Source organism: Achromobacter sp. DH1f, assembly GCF_000633435.1.
Lineage (GTDB): Bacteria > Pseudomonadota > Gammaproteobacteria > Burkholderiales > Burkholderiaceae_B > Achromobacter > Achromobacter deleyi.
On record NZ_AYMF01000024.1, the window covers coordinates 28,407 to 51,251 of the forward strand.

General features: G+C 65.9%; 24 protein-coding genes. 4 read left to right on the plus strand and 20 right to left on the minus strand.

Translation table 11 applies throughout. The features are described 5' to 3' along the window. Positions 1 to 138 precede the first annotated feature (138 nt). On the minus strand, positions 139 to 579 hold the full coding sequence (locus tag U858_RS0119395) for an NfeD family protein (protein ID WP_025138820.1): 441 nt from the start codon (positions 577 to 579) through the stop codon (positions 139 to 141). A 168-nt stretch (positions 580 to 747) separates the two neighbouring features. Here U858_RS0119395 and U858_RS0119400 point away from each other — a divergent pair, with 168 nt between their 5' ends. Both U858_RS0119400 and U858_RS0119405 read left to right on the plus strand, forming a co-directional pair. Continuing rightward, complete coding sequence (locus U858_RS0119400) at positions 748 to 1,485, plus strand: glutamine amidotransferase (RefSeq protein ID WP_025138821.1); 738 nt, start codon at positions 748 to 750, stop codon at positions 1,483 to 1,485. Positions 1,486 to 1,605: 120 nt separating this feature from the next. After that, on the plus strand, positions 1,606 to 2,448 hold the full coding sequence (locus tag U858_RS0119405; RefSeq protein WP_025138822.1) for a bifunctional transcriptional activator/DNA repair enzyme AdaA: 843 nt from the start codon (positions 1,606 to 1,608) through the stop codon (positions 2,446 to 2,448). Positions 2,449 to 2,541: 93 nt separating this feature from the next. On the opposite strand, the gene U858_RS0119410 is transcribed toward U858_RS0119405, so the two are convergent. Then, positions 2,542 to 3,417, minus strand: coding sequence for a LysR family transcriptional regulator (locus U858_RS0119410; protein WP_025138823.1), 876 nt, complete (start codon positions 3,415 to 3,417; stop codon positions 2,542 to 2,544). Positions 3,418 to 3,488: 71 nt separating this feature from the next. Here U858_RS0119410 and U858_RS0119415 point away from each other — a divergent pair, with 71 nt between their 5' ends. Continuing rightward, positions 3,489 to 3,668: a hypothetical protein gene (locus U858_RS0119415; RefSeq protein ID WP_025138824.1), complete on the plus strand. Its 180-nt coding sequence runs from the start codon at positions 3,489 to 3,491 to the stop codon at positions 3,666 to 3,668. Between the two features lie 124 nt (positions 3,669 to 3,792). Here U858_RS0119415 and ppsA read toward each other — a convergent pair whose 3' ends face one another. Then, a complete protein-coding gene (gene ppsA / locus U858_RS0119420) occupies positions 3,793 to 6,159 on the minus strand; it encodes a phosphoenolpyruvate synthase (protein ID WP_025138825.1) in 2,367 nt (788 codons plus the stop codon). A 193-nt stretch (positions 6,160 to 6,352) separates the two neighbouring features. Between ppsA and U858_RS0119425 the strand changes: the two genes are divergently transcribed. Further along, positions 6,353 to 7,180: a pyruvate, water dikinase regulatory protein gene (locus U858_RS0119425; RefSeq protein ID WP_025138826.1), complete on the plus strand. Its 828-nt coding sequence runs from the start codon at positions 6,353 to 6,355 to the stop codon at positions 7,178 to 7,180. 117 nt (positions 7,181 to 7,297) lie between these two features. Here U858_RS0119425 and U858_RS0119430 read toward each other — a convergent pair whose 3' ends face one another. From U858_RS0119430 to pyrH, 17 genes are all read right to left on the minus strand, one after another. Beyond that, the gene (locus U858_RS0119430) at positions 7,298 to 7,777 is read right to left on the minus strand and encodes a DUF2846 domain-containing protein (protein ID WP_025138827.1); all 480 of its coding nucleotides are present in this window, start codon (positions 7,775 to 7,777) and stop codon (positions 7,298 to 7,300) included. Between the two features lie 35 nt (positions 7,778 to 7,812). Beyond that, the gene (locus tag U858_RS0119435; RefSeq protein ID WP_232786566.1) at positions 7,813 to 8,232 is read right to left on the minus strand and encodes a hypothetical protein; all 420 of its coding nucleotides are present in this window, start codon (positions 8,230 to 8,232) and stop codon (positions 7,813 to 7,815) included. Positions 8,233 to 8,315: 83 nt separating this feature from the next. Next, a complete protein-coding gene (locus U858_RS0119440; RefSeq protein WP_025138829.1) occupies positions 8,316 to 8,786 on the minus strand; it encodes a DUF2846 domain-containing protein in 471 nt (156 codons plus the stop codon). A 119-nt stretch (positions 8,787 to 8,905) separates the two neighbouring features. Further along, positions 8,906 to 9,694, minus strand: coding sequence for an RNA methyltransferase (locus U858_RS0119445; protein WP_025138830.1), 789 nt, complete (start codon positions 9,692 to 9,694; stop codon positions 8,906 to 8,908). Beyond that, positions 9,691 to 10,299, minus strand: coding sequence for a ribonuclease HII (gene rnhB, locus U858_RS0119450; RefSeq protein WP_025138831.1), 609 nt, complete (start codon positions 10,297 to 10,299; stop codon positions 9,691 to 9,693). The genes U858_RS0119445 and rnhB overlap by 4 nt, the downstream gene beginning before the upstream one ends. Continuing rightward, a complete protein-coding gene (lpxB, locus tag U858_RS0119455) occupies positions 10,286 to 11,482 on the minus strand; it encodes a lipid-A-disaccharide synthase (RefSeq protein ID WP_025138832.1) in 1,197 nt (398 codons plus the stop codon). The genes rnhB and lpxB overlap by 14 nt, the downstream gene beginning before the upstream one ends. Beyond that, a complete protein-coding gene (gene lpxA / locus U858_RS0119460; protein WP_025138833.1) occupies positions 11,479 to 12,273 on the minus strand; it encodes an acyl-ACP--UDP-N-acetylglucosamine O-acyltransferase in 795 nt (264 codons plus the stop codon). The genes lpxB and lpxA overlap by 4 nt, the downstream gene beginning before the upstream one ends. Beyond that, entirely contained in the window at positions 12,274 to 12,729 is a 456-nt protein-coding gene (gene fabZ / locus U858_RS0119465) for a 3-hydroxyacyl-ACP dehydratase FabZ (protein WP_025138834.1), read from the minus strand. Between the two features lie 71 nt (positions 12,730 to 12,800). Continuing rightward, positions 12,801 to 13,895 (minus strand): UDP-3-O-(3-hydroxymyristoyl)glucosamine N-acyltransferase, encoded by a 1,095-nt coding sequence (lpxD, locus tag U858_RS0119470; protein ID WP_025138835.1) that lies wholly within the window; start codon positions 13,893 to 13,895, stop codon positions 12,801 to 12,803. An 11-nt stretch (positions 13,896 to 13,906) separates the two neighbouring features. Then, on the minus strand, positions 13,907 to 14,467 hold the full coding sequence (locus U858_RS0119475) for an OmpH family outer membrane protein (RefSeq protein WP_025138836.1): 561 nt from the start codon (positions 14,465 to 14,467) through the stop codon (positions 13,907 to 13,909). A 109-nt stretch (positions 14,468 to 14,576) separates the two neighbouring features. Continuing rightward, positions 14,577 to 16,922 carry an outer membrane protein assembly factor BamA gene (bamA, locus tag U858_RS0119480; protein ID WP_025138837.1) on the minus strand — a complete coding sequence of 782 codons (2,346 nt, stop codon included), beginning with the start codon at positions 16,920 to 16,922 and terminating at the stop codon, positions 14,577 to 14,579. A 53-nt stretch (positions 16,923 to 16,975) separates the two neighbouring features. Next, on the minus strand, positions 16,976 to 18,307 hold the full coding sequence (gene rseP / locus U858_RS0119485) for an RIP metalloprotease RseP (RefSeq protein WP_025138838.1): 1,332 nt from the start codon (positions 18,305 to 18,307) through the stop codon (positions 16,976 to 16,978). A 50-nt stretch (positions 18,308 to 18,357) separates the two neighbouring features. Continuing rightward, positions 18,358 to 19,557, minus strand: a complete 1,200-nt coding sequence (locus tag U858_RS0119490; RefSeq protein WP_025138839.1) for a 1-deoxy-D-xylulose-5-phosphate reductoisomerase — start codon at positions 19,555 to 19,557, stop codon at positions 18,358 to 18,360. Next, complete coding sequence (locus U858_RS0119495) at positions 19,554 to 20,411, minus strand: phosphatidate cytidylyltransferase (protein ID WP_025138840.1); 858 nt, start codon at positions 20,409 to 20,411, stop codon at positions 19,554 to 19,556. Before U858_RS0119495 ends, U858_RS0119490 begins: the two co-directional genes overlap by 4 nt. A 67-nt stretch (positions 20,412 to 20,478) precedes the next feature. Then, complete coding sequence (gene uppS / locus U858_RS0119500) at positions 20,479 to 21,243, minus strand: polyprenyl diphosphate synthase (RefSeq protein WP_025138841.1); 765 nt, start codon at positions 21,241 to 21,243, stop codon at positions 20,479 to 20,481. Positions 21,244 to 21,392: 149 nt separating this feature from the next. Then, the gene (frr, locus tag U858_RS0119505) at positions 21,393 to 21,953 is read right to left on the minus strand and encodes a ribosome recycling factor (RefSeq protein WP_025138842.1); all 561 of its coding nucleotides are present in this window, start codon (positions 21,951 to 21,953) and stop codon (positions 21,393 to 21,395) included. 15 nt (positions 21,954 to 21,968) lie between these two features. After that, the gene (gene pyrH, locus U858_RS0119510; protein ID WP_025138843.1) at positions 21,969 to 22,685 is read right to left on the minus strand and encodes a UMP kinase; all 717 of its coding nucleotides are present in this window, start codon (positions 22,683 to 22,685) and stop codon (positions 21,969 to 21,971) included. Positions 22,686 to 22,845: the final 160 nt, after the last annotated feature.

Consider the following 22,845-nt stretch of genomic DNA (forward strand, 5'->3'; position numbering starts at 1 on the left):
CGCGATAGCCAGGGCGCCTGCTGCGGCCGGCGCCGCCTGGGGCGGGCCTGGGTCTTGCGTGGAAGCCGCCCGCGCGGCAAGACCGACTGGCCATGCGGGGGTTCCTTATTGGGGGTATGCCTTCGTGGGGAATCCTTGTCAGTGCGCGACCCCGGCCAGGTCGCCCTTGGGCGTCAGGACCAGGCATGTGCCGCGCATTTCGGTAATGACGTGCTCGCCAGCATGGGCGGGCTGGCCCTCGGCCAGTTGCGCCTGCCAGTGCGCGCCGCGATACCAGACGCGCGCCGAACCGTCGGCCGCCCAGGCTTCCACCTTGACGGTCTGGCCGATGTCCAGGTTGACGTCGGCGTTGCGGGCGGCGTTGACCTCGCGCTTTTTCAGCACGCGCGTCTTGCGCAGCAGCAACAGGCCCAGCAGCAGCACCACGCCGCAGGCCACCAGTTGCCATTCCAGGCCCGCCAGCAGCCATGCCGCGACACCACCGGCGGCCAGTCCCAGCGCCACCAGCAGCAAGTAGAACGTTCCCGTCGCCAATTCCCCGATAAGGGCCAGCGCGGCCAGTCCCAGCCATATCCACATAGTCGAATTCGCCTGAAAGGATGAGTCGTTCAGCGGATTGTACGGATTTCCAGGACACAACGGGGGCCATCCGGCCCCATCCCGGACAATCGCCTGGATTATGATGTGCGCTGGCGTTCGCCATCCGGCCCGACTCCGGCGCCCGGCATCTTCAACGCATAAGCCCCCATGACCGCTGCAATACCCTCAGTCCGCCCCGTCCTCATCCTGCACACGGGCGATCCGGACGACACGCTCAAGAGCCAGTTCGGCGGCTATGCCGAACAACTCGCCCGGGCCTCCGGCCTGGCCGCCGACGCCCTCGAAGTCGTCGCCGTCCACAACGGCGAACGCCCCCGCGCGCCCGACCAGTACCGCGCCGCCCTCATCACCGGTTCGCCCGCCATGGTCACCGACCTGGAACCCTGGAGCGAACACACCGCCGCCTGGCTGCGCGAAGCCGCCGCCGCCGGCCTGCCCATGTTCGGCGTCTGCTACGGCCACCAGTTGCTGGCCCACGCGCTGGGCGGCAAGGTCGGCTATAACCCGGCCGGCCGCGAAGTCGGCACCCAGACCGTCGAACTGTTGCCCGCCGCCAGCGGCGACAAGCTGCTGGCCGGCCTGCCGCCCACCTTCCCCGCCCAGATGCTGCATGCCCAGACCGTGCTGCAGCCGCCGCCCGGCTCGGCCGTGCTGGCGCGCTCCGATCTCGACGAACACCAGATGATCCGCATCGGCCGCAACATCTTCTCGACTCAGTTCCACCCCGAATTCGGCCCCGACTTCGTCCGCGCCCACCTCGAACGCTTCGGCCGCCGCTATGCCGCCGAAAACCTCGACGTGCCCGGCCTGTCGGCCAACGTGCGCGCCACGCCCGTGTCCGGCGAACTGGTGCGGCGCTTCCTGGATGCCTACGCGCCGGCCTGAGCCCCCTGCCCGGCAGCGTGCCGGGTCGTCGGCCCCGCCCGCAACAACCGGAGTGCGGCACGGGGCGGCCTTTGAGAACATACCCAAAAGCGCGTCAATTCCCGCGCCCTGGAGCCCCTCATGACCCAAGCCGCCCCCTTGAGCAAGCAGCACGCCGCCGCCGTCGAACGCGCCTGCCGCGCGCTTGAAGCCGAACAGCCGCCCGACCTGAACACGCTGGCCGAACAGGCCGGTATGAGCCGCTTCCATTTCCACCGTATTTTCAAGGCGGCCACGGGCATCACCCCCAAGGCCTACGCCACCGCGCTGCGCGCCGACCGCGCACGCCAGCAATTGCGGCAAGGCGCCAGCGTCACCGACGCCATGTACGGCGCCGGGTTCAATTCCAGCGGCCGTTTCTACGAAGCCGCGCCCGCCATCCTGGGCATGACGCCCACGGCCTTCCGCAAGGACGGCGCCGGCGTCGAGATCCGCTTCGCGGTCGGCCAGTGCTCGCTGGGCGCGCTGCTGGTCGCCGCCAGCGACACCGGCATCTGCGAGATCGCCCTGCACGACGACCCCGAACAACTCGTGCGCAACCTGCAAGACCGCTTCAAGGCGGCCCGGCTGATCGGCGCCGACCGCGAATTCGAGCAATGGATGGCGGCCGTGGTCGGCTTCGTCGAAAACCCCTCGGTGGGCCTGCACCTGCCGCTGGACGTGCGCGGCACGGCCTTCCAGCGCCGCGTCTGGGAAGCCTTGCGCGACATCCCCGTGGGCGCCACCGCCACCTACACCGACATTGCCGAACGCATCGGCGCCCCGAGCGCGGTACGCGCCGTGGCCCGCGCCTGCGCCACCAACAACATCGCGCTGGCCATTCCCTGCCACCGCGTGGTGCGCACCGACGGCTCGCTGGCAGGCTACCGCTGGGGCATCGATCGCAAGCGCGAACTGATCGAACGCGAAGCGCTGGCAGCCTAGTCCCGGGCCACCCGGCTTCGGGCAGTCCGGTGCAGGACGGGCCGCGCCCTTGCCTGATTCCTGCCGGGCCCCATTCTGGCCGCTTTCTGGCCCCTACGTCGCAAACGCCGCCAGCACCTCCAGCACCGCGCTCACGGCATCACCGGGGGCCGGTGCGTTGCGGTACGCCAGCGCCATCGGCCGCATGAGCGGCGGCGACAAAGGGCGTATCCGGTCCGGCTCATCGCCCACCTCTTCCAGCGGCAGGATCGCCACGCTCTGGTTCGCCGCGGCCAACCGCTTCAAGGCCTCGGGGTAGCTCAGCGCCAGGTAGGGCCGCGGATTCAGCCCGGCCTGTCCGAACCAGGATGCGATCAGGCCGTGCATCTGCGTGCCCGGCGCAAAGGACGCCCAGCGCCGGGTTGACAGCCATTCGGGCGTCACCGTCTCCGGCGCATCCCAGTCTGGCGGCACCAGCGCCACCATGGGATCGCTGCGCCAAGGCGTCAGCGTCACCCGCGCCGCGGCCGGCTGCGGGCTGGCGACGATGCCGATATCCAGCGTATCGGCCTGCAAGCGCAGCATCGCCTCGGCAGAGCCCACCGCTTCCAGCTTCAGTTCCACCCCGGGATTGCGCCGGCCCAGCGCATCGAGCATCAGCGGCAGCCGCCGCATCCCCACCCCGGCAGACACCCCCACCCTTACCACCCCGCCCCCGCCTGCCGCGCAGCGGCGCACCAGATCGACCAGATCATCGCTGGCCGACAGCAGCTTGCGGCCCGCTTGCACCAGCGCCAGGCCCGCGGGCGTCAATTCGGCTTGCCGGCGTCCGCGGGCCACCAGCGCGACCTGCAAGCGCGCTTCCAGCTCTTTCACGTGCAGGCTGATCGTCGGCGGAGCCAGGTGCAAGGCCTGCGCCGCCGCGGCGAATGTGCCCAGGTCCGCAATGGCCACCAGGGTCTGGATCTGGTCCAGGTTGAGGTTACGCATCAGTTTTTCTGACTAATCAGGTCAATAAAGTCAACTTTACGGATGCTAACCCATCGCCGACCATCCTGCCCATGCACAACCACACCCCGCCTTCCCCCCCACGCGCCCCGGCCGAACAGACCGCCATGGACTTGCCGCCAGACCGTCCCGGCGGGCGCCTGCGCCGCTGGATGACCGCCGCGCACGCCACGCTGGCACGCGCCGAGAAACGCATCATCGAACGCTTCAGGGTCCCGCCCAACGGGGCCTGAAATCGGTCCCCGGCGCTCGCCCCGCAAACGTGCAACCGCCATAAACGCAGTGCTGGAACAGACACGAGCCGCCATAAAAAAACCCGCGCCGAAAACGGCGCGGGTTTTGATGGGCGGCTGGCGATTACTGCTTGGCCAGGCGCTGCCACGTATCGACAACGGTGTCCGGGTTGAGCGACATCGACAGGATGCCCTCGTCCTTGAGCCACTGCGCGAAGTCCGGGTGGTCGCTGGGGCCTTGGCCGCAGATACCCACGTACTTGTTGGCGGCCAGGCAAGCCTTGATCGCACGGCGCAGCATGAACTTCACGGCTTCGTCGCGTTCGTCGAAATCGGCGGCCAACAGTTCCATGCCCGAATCGCGGTCCAGGCCCAGCGTCAGCTGGGTCATGTCGTTCGAGCCGATCGAGAAGCCGTCGAAGAATTGCAGGAACTCGTCGGCCAGGATGGCGTTGGACGGCACTTCGCACATCATGATCAGCTTCAGGCCGTTTTCGCCGCGCGCCAGGCCGTGCTTGGCCAGCAGGTTCACGACCTTCTCGGCCTGACCCAGCGTACGCACGAACGGCACCATGATCTCGACGTTGGTCAGGCCCATGTCATCGCGCACCTTCTTGAGGGCTTCGCATTCCATGCGGAAGCACTCGGCGAAGTCTTCGGCGATGTAGCGCGACGCGCCGCGGAAGCCCAGCATGGGGTTCTCTTCCTCGGGCTCGTAGCGCGAACCGCCGACCAGCTTGCGGTACTCGTTGGACTTGAAGTCCGACATGCGCACGATGACCGGCTTCGGGTAGAACGCCGCCGCGATGGTCGCCACGCCTTCGGCCATCTTCTCGACGAAGAACGCGCGCGGGCTGGCATGGCCGCGAGCCGCCGATTCCACGGCCTTCTTCAGTTCGCCATCGACGTTCGGGTAGTCCAGCACCGCCTTCGGGTGGATGCCGATGTTGTTGTTGATGATGAATTCCAGGCGAGCCAGACCCACGCCGCCATTGGGGATCTGGGCAAAGTCGAACGCCAGCTGGGGGTTGCCCACGTTCATCATGATCTTCAGATCGATGGCGGGCATGTCGCCGCGGCGCACTTCCTCGACTTCGGTCTCGATCAGGCCGTCATAGATGCGGCCTTCGTCGCCTTCGGCGCACGACACGGTCACGGCCTGGCCTTCCTTGAGCAGGTCGGTGGCGTTGCCGCAACCCACCACGGCCGGAATGCCGAGTTCACGCGCGATGATGGCCGCGTGGCAGGTACGGCCACCGCGGTTGGTCACGATCGCCGCCGCGCGCTTCATGACGGGTTCCCAGTTCGGGTCGGTCATGTCGGTGACCAGCACGTCGCCGGGCTGCACCTTGTCCATGTCGGAGATGTCGCCGACCACGCGCACCGGGCCCGCGCCGATCTTCTGGCCGATCGCGCGGCCGGTGATCAGGACCTGGCCGGTGGCCTTCAGGCGGTAGCGCTGCTGCACGTCGTTGACGCCCTGCTGCGACTTCACCGTTTCCGGGCGCGCCTGCAGGATGTAGATCTTGCCGTCGACGCCGTCGCGGCCCCACTCGATGTCCATCGGGCGGCCGTAGTGCTTTTCGATGATGACGGCGTAGCGGGCCAGTTCATTGACCTCGTCGTCGGTCAGCGAATAGCGGTTGCGCTCGGACACGGGCACGTCCACCGTGCGCACGGCGCGGCCTTCCGGACGCTCGGGATCGAATTCCATCTTGATGAGCTTCGAACCGATGCGGCGGCCGACGATGGGGAAGTGGCCTTGGGCCAGCGTGGGCTTGAAGACGTAGAACTCGTCGGGGTTGACGGCGCCCTGCACCACGGTTTCGCCCAGGCCATACGACGAGGTGATGAACACCACGTCCTGGAAGCCCGATTCGGTGTCGATGGTGAACATCACGCCGGCGCTGCCCTTGTCGGAACGCACCATGCGCTGGATGCCGGCCGACAGGGCCACATCGGCGTGGGCGTAGCCCTTGTGCACGCGATAGGAAATGGCGCGGTCGTTGTAGAGCGAAGCGAACACGTGGCGGATCTTGTCCAGCACGTCGTCGATGCCGACCACGTTCAGGAAGGTTTCCTGCTGGCCGGCGAACGAGGCGTCGGGCAAGTCTTCGGCGGTGGCGGACGAGCGCACGGCGAACGAGCCCTTGCCATCAGCGTCGAGCTTGGCGAAGGCTTCGCGGATCTGGGCTTCGAATTCGGACGAGAACGGCGCGTCGACGATCCATTGGCGGATTTCGCCACCGGCGTTGGCCAGTTCGCGGACGTCTTCGGGGTTCAGCGTGGTCAGGCGTTCGGCGATGCGCTTATCCAGGCCCGAGGCCTTGAGGAAGTCGCGGAAAGCATCAGCGGTCGTGGCAAAGCCGCCCGGTACGCGGACACCCGCGCCAGACAGCTGGCTGATCATTTCGCCTAGTGATGCGTTCTTGCCTCCTACCGAGTCCACGTCCGTCATGCGGAGCTGCTCGAACAAAACAACATACGACATTGAAGTCACCTTTTACAATGGAATGAAAGCGAGTTTGGTCAATGCAGATTCGGCGCCCGGCAACTGCCCGGAAATTGCCGATCCGACTGCGCTGACCAAACTGGCCTTGGACCGCCCTTGGGGTGACTTATAGGGGCCTGATTGTACTCGTACGAGCACAGTCGGCCATCTGCCTGGTTGGAATTTTTTACACATGACATCTACCCCGATCGTACGCACGGTATACATCGTTTCCGACAGCACCGGCATCACTGCGGAAACCTTCAGCCAGTCAGTGCTTTCCCAGTTCGAGGAAGTCAATTTCAAGCCTGTGCGGCTGCCGTTTGTCGACACGCTGGAAAAAGCCGCCGAAGTCGCCGGACGCATCGACCGCAGCGCCCTCGAAGCCGGGGTACCGCCCATCGTATTCAGCACCCTGGTCAATCCCGACATTCTGGCTCGTGTTCGCCAGGCGAACGGAATTTTCCTGGACCTGTTCGGCACCTTCGTCAGCCATATCGAGCAGGCGCTGGGACTCAAATCCAGCCACTCCATCGGCCGCTCGCACATGCAGGCCAATTCTGAAAAGTACCGCAACCGTATCGACGCCATCAACTTCAGCCTGGCGCACGACGATGGCCAGTTCGTGAACCAGCTGGACCAGGCCGACGTCATCCTGGTGGGCGTCTCGCGCTGCGGCAAGACCCCCACCAGTCTCTACCTGGCCATGCAGTACGCCATCAAGGCCGCCAACTTCCCGCTGACGCCCGACGACTTCGAGCGCGGCACCCTGCCCTCGACCATCGCGCCGCATCGCTCCAAGCTGTTCGGCCTGTCGATCCAGCCCGAACGCCTGTCCGAGGTGCGCAACGAACGTCGCCCCAACAGCCGCTACGCGCAGCTCGAGCAATGCCGCTACGAAGTCGCCGAAGCCGAACGCATGATGCGCCGCGAAGGCATTTCGTGGCTGTCCACCACCACCAAGTCGATCGAAGAGATCTCGACCACGGTGCTGCAGGAAGTCGGCCTGGACCGCGGCTGAAAACGATCCGGGCGCGCCAATGGCGCGCCCGGATCTTCTACTGACTGCACGGCGAACTGCAGGCCAGGCATAGCCGGGGAACTTTCGCTCTACGCCTGCCTGCCGCTCACGCCTCGCTCAAGGCCGCAGCTTGACGCGGTCGCGCGACCCCGCCCCCCAGTATTTCAACGGCGCCATTTCCTGCTGCGCCAGCGTCTCGGAATCTTCCAGCCGCATGGCCTGGGTGCCCACGCTGGACGAATTGCCGCCCACGCCCTCGATGCTCAGGCGCACATAGCGCGTCTGGCCCGGCGCCAGATCGAAGGTCAGGAAGTCGTTCTCGCGCATGGTGTCGACCCGGTAGGTGCCGGCCGGTCGATTGATGTAGAAGAAGCTGCCCGGCTTGGACCGCCCGACCTTCTGGCCATTGAGCCGCAGATAGGGCTGGCTGGACAGCACGCTGCCCGGCGCGGGCGGCTGGTAGAAATAGATCCGGCCGGTATCCGGCACCATCACGGGTATGTTCCCGGCCACGTCCCGATACCGGGCGCCCCCGCAACCCGCCAACACGCCTGCCGCAATGGCTACGGCGGCCAACATTCTGATCCCGCGTTTCATTTCTTCTTCTCCACTACAACGTTGTTATCAATCGGTCATTGCCGCTGGGGCACGGGCAACGGCACCGGGCGCGATAACGCGATGTAGGTGCCGTCGCTCGGCAGGTAAAACCCCACCAGCTTGCCGGAAGAGGCCACCAGGTTGGCCTCGGTCTGCCGAGGCAACGGGATGGTGAATGCCCCGGCCAGCGCACGGTAGACGTCGCCCTGCACGATGGCGCCCGTACGGCGCCATTGCGAGCCCGATGCCAGCGTCACCGTCGTCCCGCTCGGCAGCGAAGCCGTGACATCACGCGAGAGATGCACAGCCCCCGCCATCTCGTCCGCGGCCACGGGCACCAGACTGACCCGTTGCGGCGCGCCGGAGGCGCAGCCCGCCAAGACCGCGATGCCAAGACACAGCAGCAATCCCCGAACGCGTCGCGTCAGGCAATCAATGAGCACTGAGGACGCCATGAACCCCTCCGGCAAATCATGTAAGTATATATGTCAAGAACAGCGCCGGCCATTTGGACCGGGCGCATGTTCAGCCGGCCCGATCAGTAACGCAGCTTTTCGCGGTCGCGCCAGCCCGCGCCCCAATAGCGCAAGCCCGCCATGTCCTGTTGCGCCTTGTCGGCATCGTCTTCCAGGCGCAGCACCTGGGTGCCCGCCACGACCTCGGTGCGCACATAGCGGGTCTGGCCGGCGTCCACGGGCACGTCCAGGGCGGCCCTGCCCGCCTTCTTGTCGGTGGCGGTGGCAACCGTATGCCTGCCTGCAGGGCGGTCGACGAAGAAGAAGCGGCCGGGCTTGGAGCGGCCGATCTTGCGGCCGTCGACCAGAATCGCGGGTTCGGCGGCGCTGCCGCTGCCGTCCGCCTGAGCGGGCTGGTAGACGTAGATGCGGCCGTTGCCGGCCTCGATGGTGGGGATCTGCGCGGCGATCTCGCCGTAGCGCGGCCCCGCGCAGCCTGCCAGCAACAACGCGGCCGCCGACGCGGCCAGGGTCAATCGGGTCCAGCCCTTCATGCGCTTTCCTCCTCGATAGCGGGCGTCGCGCCGTCGATAGCGGCGTCACGTCCCGGGCAGGCGAAAGTATAAGCGGGGACAGGCCCCGGTAAAGCGCAGGGAGCGAAGAGCGGACCGAATCAGCCCGCGGCGGCGGCAAGCGCCTGGCGGCGCTGCTCGAACAGGCAGATGGCGGCGGCGGCGCCGACGTTCAGTGATTCCACGGCGGCCATGTCGTGCGGGATGCGCACTTTGAGCTGGGCAGCCGCCAGCAGCGATGCCGCCACGCCCTGCCCTTCATGGCCGAACACCCACGCGCAACGCGCGGGCAGGCGCCCGGCATACAGGTCCTGGGCGCCGTCCAGCGCGGTGGCGACCAGCGGCACACCCAGGCGCGGCGCCAGTGCCTGCAAATCCACGTGTTCGTGGATGGATAACGCAAAATGCGCGCCCTGGCCGCTGCGCAGCACCTTGGGCGACCAGGCGGCCGCCGTCCCCGTGGCCAGGAACACCCGCTTGATGCCCGCAGCCGCGCTGGTGCGCAGCAGGGTGCCGACATTGCCGGGGTCCTGGATGCGGTCGAACAGCACACAGTTCTCGTCGACGGCGTCCGGCAACGCCGGACTGGGCGGTGTAACCAGGAAAGCCACGCCCTGCCCGCTTTCGACGCTGGCCAGCGACTGCATCAGGCGCGCGTCCAACGCCAGGCAGCGCGCGTCCGCCACTGACGCGGCGAGCGCGGCGATGTCAGGCTGCGACAGGCGATCGATGTCGAAAATGGCCTGGTCCGGCGCGCCATGGTGTTGCAGCCACGCCTGGCACAGGTGCACGCCGTCCAGCAACACGGGCGCGCCGCGCTTGCCGGCGGTGCCAGCCAGCTTGACCAGCGCCTTGACCGCGGGATTGTCGCGGGAACTGATGTGTTTCATGGCGTCGCGCCAAAGGCCTTGATGGGCGCGAAGCTGCGGCGGTGCTCGGCGCAGGGACCATGCTCGCGCAGCATCTGCAGGTGCAACGCGGTGCCGTAGCCCTTGTGCTGGTCAAACGCGTATTGGGGATACAGGGCATGCAGGCGCAGCAGATCGGCATCGCGCGCGGTCTTGGCCAGAATGGAGGCCGCCGAAATGGCCGGCACCAGGGCGTCGCCCTTGATGACCGTCTGTACCGTGCAGCCCAGCTTGGGCGCCTGGTTGCCGTCCACCAGCGCCAGCTGCGGCATGGTGGCCAGGCCCTGCACGGCGCGCTGCATCGCCAGCAGCGTGGCGCGCAGAATGTTCAGGCTGTCGATTTCGGCCACGCTGGCGCTGGCCACGCACCAGGCCAGGGCGTGCGCCTGGATTTCCAGCGCCAGGGCTTCGCGCGTGGCGGCCTTGAGCACCTTGGAATCGGCCAGGCCGTCGATGGGACGCGCCGGGTTCAGGATGACGGCGGCGGCATAGACCGCGCCCGCCAACGGACCGCGGCCCGCCTCGTCGACGCCAGCCGTCACCAGCGCCGGCTGGACCGGCATGGCGAACAGGTCAGGCTGCTCCACCGGCCACCTCCAGGATCGCCTGGGCGGCGAGCGCTGGCGTATCGCGCAGCAACTCTTGGTGCAAGGCGGTAAAGCGCGCCTCGATACGCGCGGTGTAGGCCTCGTCGGTCAGAGCCGTCCAGGTGGCCTCGGCCAGCTTCTCGGGCGTGGCGTCGTCCTGCAGCAGTTCGGGCACGGCAAAGTCGCGCAGCAGCACGTTGGGCAGGCCCACCCACGGCAGATAGGGCCGCTCTTGGCCGGACTTCCAGGCCATGATGCGGCGCATCCAGGGCGACAGCACGTACGAGATCACCATGGGACGCTTGTACAGCGCCGTTTCAAGCGTGGCGGTGCCGCTGGCCACCAACACCGCGGTGCTGGCTTCCATGACGGACCAGGCCACCGGGGCCTGGCGGTCGCCGCCCTCGCCGTGCAGGTCATTCGCGGTGATGCAGCGCAGGCCCGGCACCGGATACTGAGCCAGGATCGCCTGGAATTCAGCGCGGCGCTGGTCGTTGACCATGGGCACCACGCACTGCAGCGCCGGATCGCGCTTTTGCAGCAATTGCGCCGCTTGCAGAAAGCGCGGCGCCAACAGCCGAATCTCGGACGAACGGCTACCCGGCAGAATCGCCAGCACGCGGGCGTTCGGGTCGATGCCCAGTCGCGCCCGCGCCGCAGCGCGGTCGGGCTGCATAGGCACCGCGCCGGCCAGCGGATGGCCGACGTAGGTCACCGGGATGCCTTCCTTGCGATAGATCTCTTCCTCGAACGGAAACAGCACCAGCATGTGCGAGACCGATTCGCGGATCTTGTGGATGCGGTCGTAGCGCCACGCCCAGATGGACGGGCCGACAAAATGCACGGTGGGCGTGCCGGCCTGGCGCAACTTGTGCTCCAGGCGCAGATTGAAATCCGGCGCGTCGATGCCGACGAACACCGACGGCGGCTCGGCCAGCCAGCGCTCACGAACGTCGCGATAGGTGCGCAGCAGGCTGGGCAGGCGCTTGAGCGCATCCACGTAGCCGAACACCGTCAGCGCGTGCATCGGATGCCAGGCATCGAAATCGCGGGCCTGCATCTGCGGCCCCCCGATACCCTGGCAGCGCACGCCGGGGTCGCGTTCCTGCAGACCGGCAATGATGCGCCCGGCCAGCAGATCGCCCGAAGGCTCGCCGGCCACCATGCCGATCCGCATGTTCATGGACGGATGATGCCGCGGGAAGCGACGTCCAGGAAGTCCAGCAACGTCTGCAGGTGCTCGGCGACCTCGGGTTCGGCCTGTTGGCGCGCACGCAGTTCGGCGCGCGCCTCGTCCAGCGGCAGGCCGCGGCGGTAGATGATCTTGTAGGCGTCGCGCAGCGCCGACACCTGCGCCGGCGTGAAACCGCGGCGTTTCAGGCCTTCGACGTTGACGCCCACGGGGCGGCACGGATTGCCCGCGGCCAGCACGAACGGCGGCGTGTCCTGCATCAACGAGCTGTTGCCGCCCGTCATGCTGTGCGCGCCGATGCGCGAGAACTGGTGCACGCCGGTCAGTCCACCCACGATGGCCCAATCGCCTACGTGAACGTGGCCGCCCAACTGCACGGAATTGGCCAGGATCGTGTTGTTGCCCACGTGGCAATCATGCGCCACGTGCACATAGGCCATGATCCAGTTGTCATCGCCCAGCGTCGTGGCGCCGCCATCCTGCATCGTGCCGGTGTTCAGCGTGACGAACTCGCGCACCGTGTTGCGGTCGCCGATGACCAGCCGGGTCGGCTCGCCGTTGTACTTCTTGTCCTGCGGCATGCCGCCGATCGAGCAGTACCGGTAGAACCGGTTGTCGCGCCCGATGGTGGTCACGCCATCGACCATGCAATACGGGCCAAGCTCGGTGCCGGCGCCGATCGTCACGTTGGGGCCCACGACGCAGAACGCGCCGATGACCACGCTGGGGTCGATTTTCGCCGCCGGATCAACGACGGCGGTAGGATGGATGTTTCCTGCCATTTACTCTTCCAGAGTACGGATCGCGCACATGAGCTTGGCCGAGGCCACTTCCTGGCCATCCACCGTTGCGCGCGCCTGATATTTACAGATGCTGCGGCTCAGGCGCTCGGCTTCGACTTCAATGCGCAGTTGGTCGCCCGGCACCACGGGGCGGCGGAAACGCGCGCCATCGATGCCGACCAGGTAATACGCCGTCTTGGAGCCTTCGCACTTCAGGCCGCCGTTTTCGTCCGTGAACGAGAACAGCGCCGAGGCCTGCGCCATGGCTTCGACGATGAGCACGCCCGGCATCACCGGGTGGTGGGGAAAGTGACCATTGAAAAACGGTTCGTTGATCGAGACGTTCTTGATGGCGACGATGGATTTGCCGGGCACCATTTCAACGACGCGATCAATCAGCAGCATCGGGTAACGATGCGGCAGCCTCTCCATGATCCCCTTGATGTCGAGTTCCATTTTTCTGTGAATTCCTGCGAGTGAGATAAATCTTGCGGCGCCGGACGCGCCAGGGCGGCTGTGACAGCGCCCTAGTCTTTTTCCAGCGTCCGCACGCGGCGGCGCAATTGCGCCAACTGTTGTATCACGGCGGCGTTGCGCTGCCATTCGCCATGTTCCGCATACGGGTACACCCCGGTATAGCGGCCAGGCTTCGAAATATTGGACGTCACCGCGGTGCCGCCCGAAATATGCACGTCGTCGCCCAGTGTCAGGTGGCCGGACAGCATCGAGGCGCCACCGATGGTGCAGCGTTCGCCGATGGTGGTGGACCCGGCCACGCCCACGCAGGCCGCAATGGCCGTATGGGCGCCGATGCGCACGTTGTGGGCCACCATGATCTGGTTGTCGAGCTTGACGCCGTCGGCCACGACGGTGTCTTCGAGGGCGCCACGGTCGACCGTGGTATTGGCCCCGATTTCGACATCGTCGCCGACCGACACGCCGCCCAGCTGGGGAATCTTGCCCCAGGCGCCCTTGCCCAGCGAGGGGTCCGGCGCGAAACCGAAGCCGTCGGCGCCCAATACCGCACCACTGTGGATGATGGCGCGGGCGCCGACCTTCACGCCTTCGTACAGCGTGACATGGGCGTGCAGCCGGCTGTCGGGCCCGATGGACGAACCCACGCCGATGACACAGCCTGGCCCCAGCACCGAACCGCGTCCGATGCGGGCGCCCGACTCGATGACGCAGTGGGGGCCGATGCGCACATCCGCTTCGATGGTGGCGTCAGCCGCGACCACGGCGGAAGGATGCGTGGCGGCCGGCAGCGCCGGACGCCGGGCGGCATCGAACCATTGCGCGACCCGCGCATACAGCAGATAGGGATGCTTGCAGACGACCAGCGCAAACGGCGGCCGAACATCGCCCGCCTCGAGCGCTTCGGCCACCTCGGCCGAGACGATGACCGCCCCGGCTTGCGTGGTGGCCAATTGGCTCTGGTACTTGGGATTGGCCAGGAAAGTGATTTCCTGGCTGCCCGCCGACGCCAGGGTGCCGATGCCGCAGACCCGCAAGGGGTCTGCCTCGGCAGGCGCGCTGATGCGCCAGTCCATGCCCTGGGTATTGGCGGCGCTCAGCAGCGATTCGAGCGTAGGCGCGCGGGCAAGATCCAGTAAAACCGGCATACGGCTAAGACTTACTTGCCCAGGCTCTGGATCACCTTGTCGGTGATGTCGATGCGCGGGTTGACCGTCACGGCGTCCTGGATGATCAGGTCGTAGTTTTCTTGTTCGGCGATGCGCTTGATGGCCTCGTTGGCCTTCGTGACGATGCCGGAAAACTCTTCGTTGCGACGACGGTTGAAGTCTTCCTGGAATTCGCGGCGCTTGCGCTGCAGGTCGGTATCCAGGTTGGACAGTTCACGCTGGCGCTTGACGCGATCGGATTCGGACAGGACAGGCGCGTCCTTGTCGAACTTCTCGGCTTGCGAGCGCAGGCTGGTGTTCAGGCGCTGCAGCTCGTCGTCGCGCTTCTTGAATTCGGCTTCGATCTTGCTTTGCGCCGTCTTGGCCGGACCGGACTCACGCAGGATCCGCTCGGTATTGACGAAGCCGATCTTGGTGGTTTGAGCCTGAGCGGGCACCGCCGCAACGGAACCGAGAATGAGCGCACCCACCAGGGCAATGGAGCCGCCCAGCTTGCCACGACGTTTTGCGCGCGGCGAATTCGATGATTTAAGTGCGAAATCAGACATCATGAAAATCTCACCTTCCAGTAAGGCAAAGCCAAAGTGTGTATTGTGCCACTAAACGGCAAGGGAGCCGGGCCGAGGGCCCCCTCCCTTGTTTTCAAGCGTAACGCGACGCTTAGAATCCGGTTCCGATCTGGAACTGGAAGGCCTGCTTGTCGTCGCCCGGCTTGGCATTGAGCGGACGGGCATACGACAGTTGCAACGGACCCATCGGCGACTGCCACGACAGGCCGATACCTGCCGAGAAGCGCCAGCCGCAGGGATCGTCGACCTCGCTGCCCGGCTTGCCGTTGGTGCAAGACAGGCCGCTGCCCGCACCGACCTGGCCCGCGTCGCTGAAGATGAACCAGCGCAGCGTGCGGTCCTTGGATGCGCCCGGGAACGGCAGGTACAGCTGCGCGTTCGCCACGATGCGGCGCGAACCGCCCAGGTAGTCGCCCGTGATCGAGTCGCGCGGACCCAGCGACGAACCTTCGTAACCCCGCACGGTACCGATACCGCCCGCGTACACGTCCTTGATGATCGGGTAGTCCTTGCCGCCGTAGCTCTGGCCCCAATCGACCATGCCGTTCAGCGCCAGGGTGTACGAGCCGCCCAGCGGGATGAAGTACTGCTGCTGACCGGTCAGCATGTAGTACTTCAGGTCCACCGTCGACATATCGCTCTTGAGGCGGGTATACGAACCCTTGGTCGGCGCCAGGGCGCTGTCGCGGGTGTCGTTGGACCAGCCGGCGGTGAAGATGACCGAGTTGGTCGAGTCGCCGTATTGATTGACGAACTTCTGGTAGGCCAGCGGCGAATTCGAGAACAGATCGATCTGGTTGCGCTCGAGGTTGGCGCCCAGGAAGATCCGGTCGTATTCAGAGATCGGCACGCCGAAGTTCATGCCCAGGCCCATGGACTTGACGCGGTAGTCGCCGTCGTTGTTGTTCCAGGGCTCGGTCACGCGATAGTACGCAGACGTGGTGCGGCTGATGCCGTCCTTGGTCCAGTACGGGTCGGTGTGCGACAGCACCACGGCGCGGTTGGACTTGCTGGTGTTCAGCTGCAGCGTCAGGTTGGTGCCGCTGCCGAAGACGTTGTCTTCGCTGATACCGGCCGACAGAATGGCCTTTTCGGACGAGCCGTAGCCCACGCCCAGGTTGATCATGCCGGTGGGCTTTTCCTTCACGTCGACGTTGACGTCGACCTGGTCGGGCGAACCCGGCACGGGATCGGTCTTGACGTTGACGTCGCTGAAGTAGCCCAGGCGGTCGACGCGATCGCGGGACGTCTTGATGTCCTTGGCGTCGTACCAGGCGGCTTCCTGCTGGCGCATTTCGCGGCGCACGACTTCGTCGCGCGTGCGGGTGTTGCCGCCGATCTGGATGCGGCGCACGTACACACGGCGGCTCGGGTCGACGTAGAACGTCAGGTCGGCTTCGTGCTTGGCGCGGTCCAGCTGCGGGTTCGGGTTGACGTTGGCAAACGCGTAGCCCAGCTCACCCAGGTAGTCAGTGATGGCCTTGGCCGAATCGTTGGCCTTGGCGGCCGAGAACGTCTCGTCGGGCTTGACCTTGACCAAGGCGTTGATTTCCTTGTCCAGGCCGATCAGGTTGCCCGCCAGCTTGACGCTGCGAACCTTGTAGGGCTCGCCTTCGTGCACGGTGATCGTGATGCGGATGTCTTTGCGGTCCGGCGAAATCGTGACCTGCGGCGGCTCGACCGAGAATTCCAGGTAGCCGCGGTCCAGGTAGAACGAACGCAGGCGTTCGAGGTCGCCCTCGAGCTTTTCGCGGGAATACTTGTCGGTGTCGGTGTACCAGGTCAGCCAGCCGGGCGTGGTCAGCTTGAACTCGTCGAGCAGATCGCTTTCCGAGAAAGCCTTGTTGCCGACGAAGCGGATTTCCTGGATGCGGGCGACCGAGCCTTCGAACACGTCGAAGCTCACGCCGACGCGATTGCGCGGCAGCGGCGTGACGGTGGACGTCACTTCGACGCCGTACTTGCCCTTGGACAGGTACTGCTGCTTGAGTTCGTATTCGGCGCGTTCGAGCATCGAGCGGTCGAAAATACGGCCCTCGGCGAAACCCACCTGCCCCAGCGACTTGGTGATGGCCTTGGAGTCGAACTCGCGCATGCCGTTGAAATTCACGGAGGCGATCGTTGGACGTTCCTGCACCACCACGACCACGACATTATTGTCGGTCTGGATCTGCACGTCGGTGAAGAAACCCGTGCCATAAAGGCGGCGGATGGCTTCGGTGGCTTCTTCTTCGGTAAATTTCTCGCCGACTTTAACGGGGAGATAACCGAAGACGGTGCCGGCGTCGGTTCGTTGAATACCCTCTACGCGGATATCCCGCACGACAAAAGGGTCGAAGGCGTGGGCCATGCCTGGAAGCAGCAATGCGGCGATCAGACTCGGCACTATGCCCGGCAGTACACCCTTTTTGTGATGAAACATCCGGCGAAAAGACATCCTTGAGTATCCTCGGTCGTGCAAATGGCGGGGAATTTTATGCTAATTGGCGTTCAAGTAAATAAACGCGTGAAATCATTAAACAGCGCAAGCCCCATCAGGCTTGCCAATAAACCAATGCCTGCGCGCTGTCCGATATCGATCCATCGTGCGGGCGGAGGACTGCCCCGCACAATTTCGACGAGATAGTACAGCAGATGGCCACCATCCAGCATAGGAATGGGAAGCAAATTTAGTACGCCCAGGCTGATACTGATCAACGCGATATAGGCGATGTACGCAACAATGCCGATGCGGGCGGTCTGGCCGGCGTAATCGGCGATGGTGACCGGGCCGCTGACATTGCGCCAGGAAACATCGCCCGTGACCATGCGGCCCATCATGCGCAGCGAAAACAAAGCGGTGTCCCAGGTGCGGACCGCGCCGCGCCACAGGCTGTCGAACACGCCGTAGCGCACCGTTACCATGGGTACGTCGCCGCCCAGCTGCACGCCCAGGCGGCCGATGACCTGGCCGTTGACGGTCTCGGCCCGCGGGGTGACGTTGACCGTAATGTTGGCGCCGTCGCGCGCCAGGGTCAGGGCCAGGACCTTGCCGGCGCTTTCCTGGATCTGCTTGACCAGCGCGCCGGTATCCGGCGTGGGCTGGCCGTCGACGGCCAGGATCAGGTCGCCCTGGCGCAGGCCGGCGGCCTGCCCTTCGCCGCCGTCGTTGACGACGCGCACGGCGGGCTTGGGTTGGGCGAGGCGAATACCGGCCGCGGCGAGCGGGTCGCCACCGGCCGGATCCATGGCGTTGGCCGGCAGGGTCAGTTCGCGTTGCTGCGAGCCGCCGTGGGCGGTGCCGACTTCGATCTGCGTGCGGCCGCCCGTGGCCATCAGGTCCATCAGGCGCCAGCGGGCGTCGGACCACGACGCCACTTCCTGGCCATCGATGGACAGGATGCGGTCGCCCGCGGCCAGCCCTGCCCGGGCGGCGGGGGTATCAGCGACAGGCTGGGCGATGACTGCGACGGGCTCTTCGGTACCCGCCATGTTCAGGCCGGCATACAGGAAGACCGCAAGGATGAGATTGAAGATGGGGCCGGCTGCGACGATGGCGATGCGCTTGCCGACGGACTTGTTGTTGAAGGCGCCAGCCGCTTCGGACGGACTGGCGCCGGCCGGGGCTTCGTCCTGCATTTTGACGTAGCCGCCCAGCGGCAAGGCCGACACGGCCCATTCGGTGCCGTGTTTGTCGACGCGGCGCAGGATGACCTTGCCGAATCCGACCGAGAATCGCAGCACCTTGACGCCGCAAAGCCGGGCCACCCAGTAGTGCCCCAGTTCATGGAAGATGATCAGGGAGCCAAGCGCGACGGCAAAGGCCAGCAGGGTGAAAAGCATCGAGGTCGGAAAATCCAGGGATCAGGGATTGCTGTGCGGGGGCTGCCGTATTACGCCAAGCCCAGGTTGCCCGCGTAGACGCGCGCCGCGGCATCCAGCGCCAGCACATCATCAAGACTGCTGAGCGTAACAGATGATTGCCCCCCCTGCCACTCCAGGGTGGCCTCGATAACCCGGGGAATCCAGGTATACGCCAGGCGGCCGGTCAGGAAGGCATCCACGGCCACCTCGTTGGCGGCATTCAGGGCGATGCAGGCGGCCTGCCCTGCCCGCAGCGCGGCGAACGACAGCGCCAGGCACGGAAAACGCGCCAGGTCGGGTTTTTCGAAGTCCAGGCGGCCCAGCCGGGTGAGATCCAGGGGACCGACCCCGCTATCGAGCCGTTCGGGAAAGCCCAGGCCGTAGGCAATGGGCGTGCGCATGTCGGGCTGGCCCAATTGCGCCAGGATCGAGCCGTCGGTGTACTCCACCATGGAGTGCACCACGCTCTGCGGGTGCACCACGACTTCGATACGGTCTGCCGGCATGGCGAACAGCCAGTGCGCCTCGATGACCTCAAGGCCCTTGTTCAGCATGGTGGCCGAGTCGACCGAGATCTTGCGGCCCATGCTCCAGTTGGGGTGGGCGCAGGCTTGTTCCGGGGTGACGTCGTGCAGGTCTTCGAGGTCGCGGCCACGGAACGGCCCGCCGGACGCCGTCAGCAGCAGGCGGCGTACGCCGGGGGCTGGCGCATCCGGCGCCCCTGCCCGGCCCGCATGCGGCATGCATTGGAATATGGCGTTGTGTTCGCTGTCGATAGGCAGCAGTTCGGCGCCGTTATCGCGTATCGCCTGCATGAACAGCGAGCCCGCGGCCACCAGGGCTTCTTTGTTGGCCAATAGCACCCGTTTGCCCGCCCGAGCGGCAGCCAGGGCGGCAGGCAGACCCGCCGCACCCACAATGGCGGCCATGACCGAATCGCATTGCGGATCGGCTGCCGTATCGGCCAGGGCCTGTGCACCCACGCGGACTTCAGGCATGGCCTGGCCGGCAGGCCAGGCAGCGACAAACTGTTGGCGCGCCTGGTCGTGGGGCACCACCACCACCGCGGCGCGGCTGGCCAGCGCCTGCTCGGCAAGCCGCTCCATGCGGCTGTAGGCGGACAGGGCGTAGACCGCCAGGCGATCCGGGTGGCGGGCAATCACATCCAGCGTGCTCTCGCCGATCGAGCCGGTCGACCCCAGCACGACGACGCGTTGAAAAGCCGTCAAAACAAGACTCCAGACAAAAGTAGCGCGAACGGCGCAACGGGCAGGATCGCGTCGATGCGATCATAGACCCCGCCGTGACCGGGCAGAAGCGTGCTGGAATCCTTGCGGCCCGCGCGGCGCTTGAGCAGCGACTCGAACAGGTCTCCGACAATGGACAGCACGCCCAGCAAGGCGGCAATGGGCAGGGCCAGCCAGAACGTCCAGCGCGCCACCAGGGCGTGGCCGAAGGTGCCGTCCCACAGGCTGGACAGCCCGATCCAGACCACCGCGCCCAGCACGCCGGCCACGGCGCCGGCAATGGTCTTGCCCGGACTGACGCGTGGGGCCAGTTTACGCTTGCCGAACGCTCGGCCCGCAAAATAGGCGGCGATGTCCGCCACCCACACCAGGGCCAGCAGCGACACCACGAACACGGCGCCATGCGCCATGAACAGTTGCGCCAGCACCGCCCAGGCGACAAACGCGGCCGGCACCGAAAACACGGACCAGCCCAGGCTGGCGGGCGGCGCGTCGGCGCGCCCGCGGACCACGGCCACCACGGCGCCGACGAGCCAGACCAGCGCGACGGCGGGGGTCAGGTAGCGCAGGATCCAGTCGGGGTTGGCCAGACCGGCAGGGTTGCCGCCCAGCCAGGCCGATGCCAGGGCCAGCATGGCCGCAAACAATAGAACGGGAATACCGACGGCGATCAGGGGGGAAGGCGGCTGCGGCAGCGTCAGGCGCAGCCATTCCCAGTTGGCGCAGGCGGCGGCCAGCGCCAGCAGGGCCACGAACCACCAGGGATTTGAGCTGGCCATCGCGGCTGCCAGGATGGCAAGCAGGATGACGGCGGTAACGATACGCTGGCCCAACATATGACGGTCTCCTCGAGGTCGACTCAGGGCTGTCGCTTGCGGGTCACCGCAAGCGGGCACAGCCGCATTATTTTGCGCCGCCCTCGGCGAGCTGGGCGCTGGTGCGGCCAAAACGGCGTTCGCGCGTCTTGTACCACTCGAAGGCCTCGCGCAATTCGTCCGCGCCGAAGTCGGGCCAGTAGCGGTCGGTGAAGTAGAACTCCGCGTACGCCATCTGCCAGATCAGGAAATTCGAGATGCGCTGTTCGCCGCCGGTGCGGATGAACAGGTCGGGCTCGGGCGCCCAGGCCATGGAGAGATGGCGCGCCAGGCGTTCTTCGTCGACCAGTTGCGGCTGCGCGGCCAGGCCAGGCTCGGCCGCCAGCATGGCGCGGGTAGCCTGCAGGATGTCCCAGCGGCCGCCGTAGTTGGCCGCCACCGTCAGGTGCAGGCGGTCGTTGTGGGCGGTGCGGGCCTGGGCGGCGAAGATCAGTTCCTGCAGCCGGGGCTCGAAGGCGGACAGGTCGCCGATGACGTGCAGGCGCACGCCCTGCTCTTCCAGCTTGCCGATTTCGCGCTCCAGCGCCTGCACGAACAGGCGCATCAGCAGGGACACTTCTTCGGCGGGACGGCGCCAGTTCTCGGAACTGAAGGCGAACAAGGTCAGGTAGCGCACGCCGGCGCGGCCGCAGGCCTCGACCACGCGCCGCACCGCCTGCACCCCCTTGGCATGCCCCGCAGTACGCGGCAGCAACCGCCGCGTCGCCCATCTGCCGTTGCCGTCCATGATGATGGCCACGTGCTCCGGGATGTCGCGGATATCGGGAACCGCCTGGGTAGAACTGGTTGCCATGGATATGAGGGGGGGAATACGGGGGAAAAACCCGCGCCGTCCAGCCACCACGCTCGAGCGAGCGCTGCGAGGCGATGAATGGGACGGCGCGAAGGCAAGAATCCTGGCGTCGCGGCGGGCCATCAGGCCCACCGCGGCGATGCCAAGGATTATACGGTCATGATTTCCGCTTCTTTCTGGACGACCATCTTGTCGATCTCGACCACGTTGCGGTCGGTCAGCTTCTGGATGTCGTCCTGGGCGCGACGCTCGTCGTCCTCGGAGATTTCCTTGTCCTTGACCAGCTTCTTGAGCGAATCGTTGGCTTCGCGGCGCAGGTTGCGCACGGCGATCTTGGCGTCTTCGCCTTCGCTGCGCACGACCTTGGTCAGGTCACGGCGGCGCTCTTCGGTCAGAGCGGGCATCGGCACGCGGATGTTGTCGCCCATCGAGATGGGGTTCAGACCCAGGTCCGATTCACGGATGGCCTTTTCGATCGGGCCGGACATGTGCTTTTCGTACGGCTGCACGCTCAGGGTGCGGGCGTCGACCAGGTTGACGTTGGCGACCTGGCCCACCGGCACGGGCGAACCGTAATACTCGACCTGCACGTGATCCAGGATGCCGGTGTGGGCGCGACCCGTGCGGATCTTGCCCAAGTTGGCCTTGAGCGTGTCAAGCGACTTGGCCATCCTGGCTTCGGCGGATTTGCGGATTTCTGCGGCGCTCATGGATTTTCCTTTTCTTTAAACGTGTACCAACGTGCCTTCGTCTTCGCCGCTGACGACGCGCTTGAGCGCGCCCGACTTATTGATCGAAAACACCTTGATCGGCAGCTTCTGGTCGCGGCACAGCGCAAACGCGGTGGCGTCCATGATTTCCAGACGACGGACAATCGCTTCGTCGAAGCTGATACGCGCATAACGCGTGGCGGAGGGATCCTTGTTGGGATCCGCGCTGTAGATGCCGTCGACCTTGGTGGCCTTCAGCACGATCTCTGCGCCGATCTCGGCGCCGCGCAAGGCGGCCGCGGTATCGGTCGTGAAGAACGGGTTGCCCGTGCCCGCGGCGAAGATGACGACCTTGCCTTCTTCGAGGTAACGCAGGGCCTTGGGACGGATGTAGGGTTCGACGACCTGGTCGATGTTCAGGGCCGACTGCACGCGGGTATCGATACCCTTGTGCTTGAGCGCGTCTTGCAGGGCAAGCGCGTTCATGATGGTGGCCATCATGCCCATGTAGTCGGCGGTTGCGCGGTCCATGCCCTGCGCACCCGGGGCGACGCCACGGAAGATGTTGCCCCCGCCGATGACGATGGCGAGTTCGACGCCGGTGGCGGCGACTTCGGCGATCTCATCGGTCATGCGGACGATGGTGGCGCGATTGATGCCGAATGCATCATCGCCCATCAGCGCCTCGCCGGAAAGTTTGAGAAGAACCCGTTTGTATGATCTGCTGCTCATAGGTGATATCCCGAAGAACAATCCGACGAAAGTTTAAGACAAGAAGGGGAAATCCCCCACGCCGCACCCGCCAGGCGGATGGGCCGCCCCAGGGAAAAAAGCACCTTGGAGCTGCGCGGCGCTGAAAAAAGGCCGGTCTAGAATAATCTAGCCCCGGCCT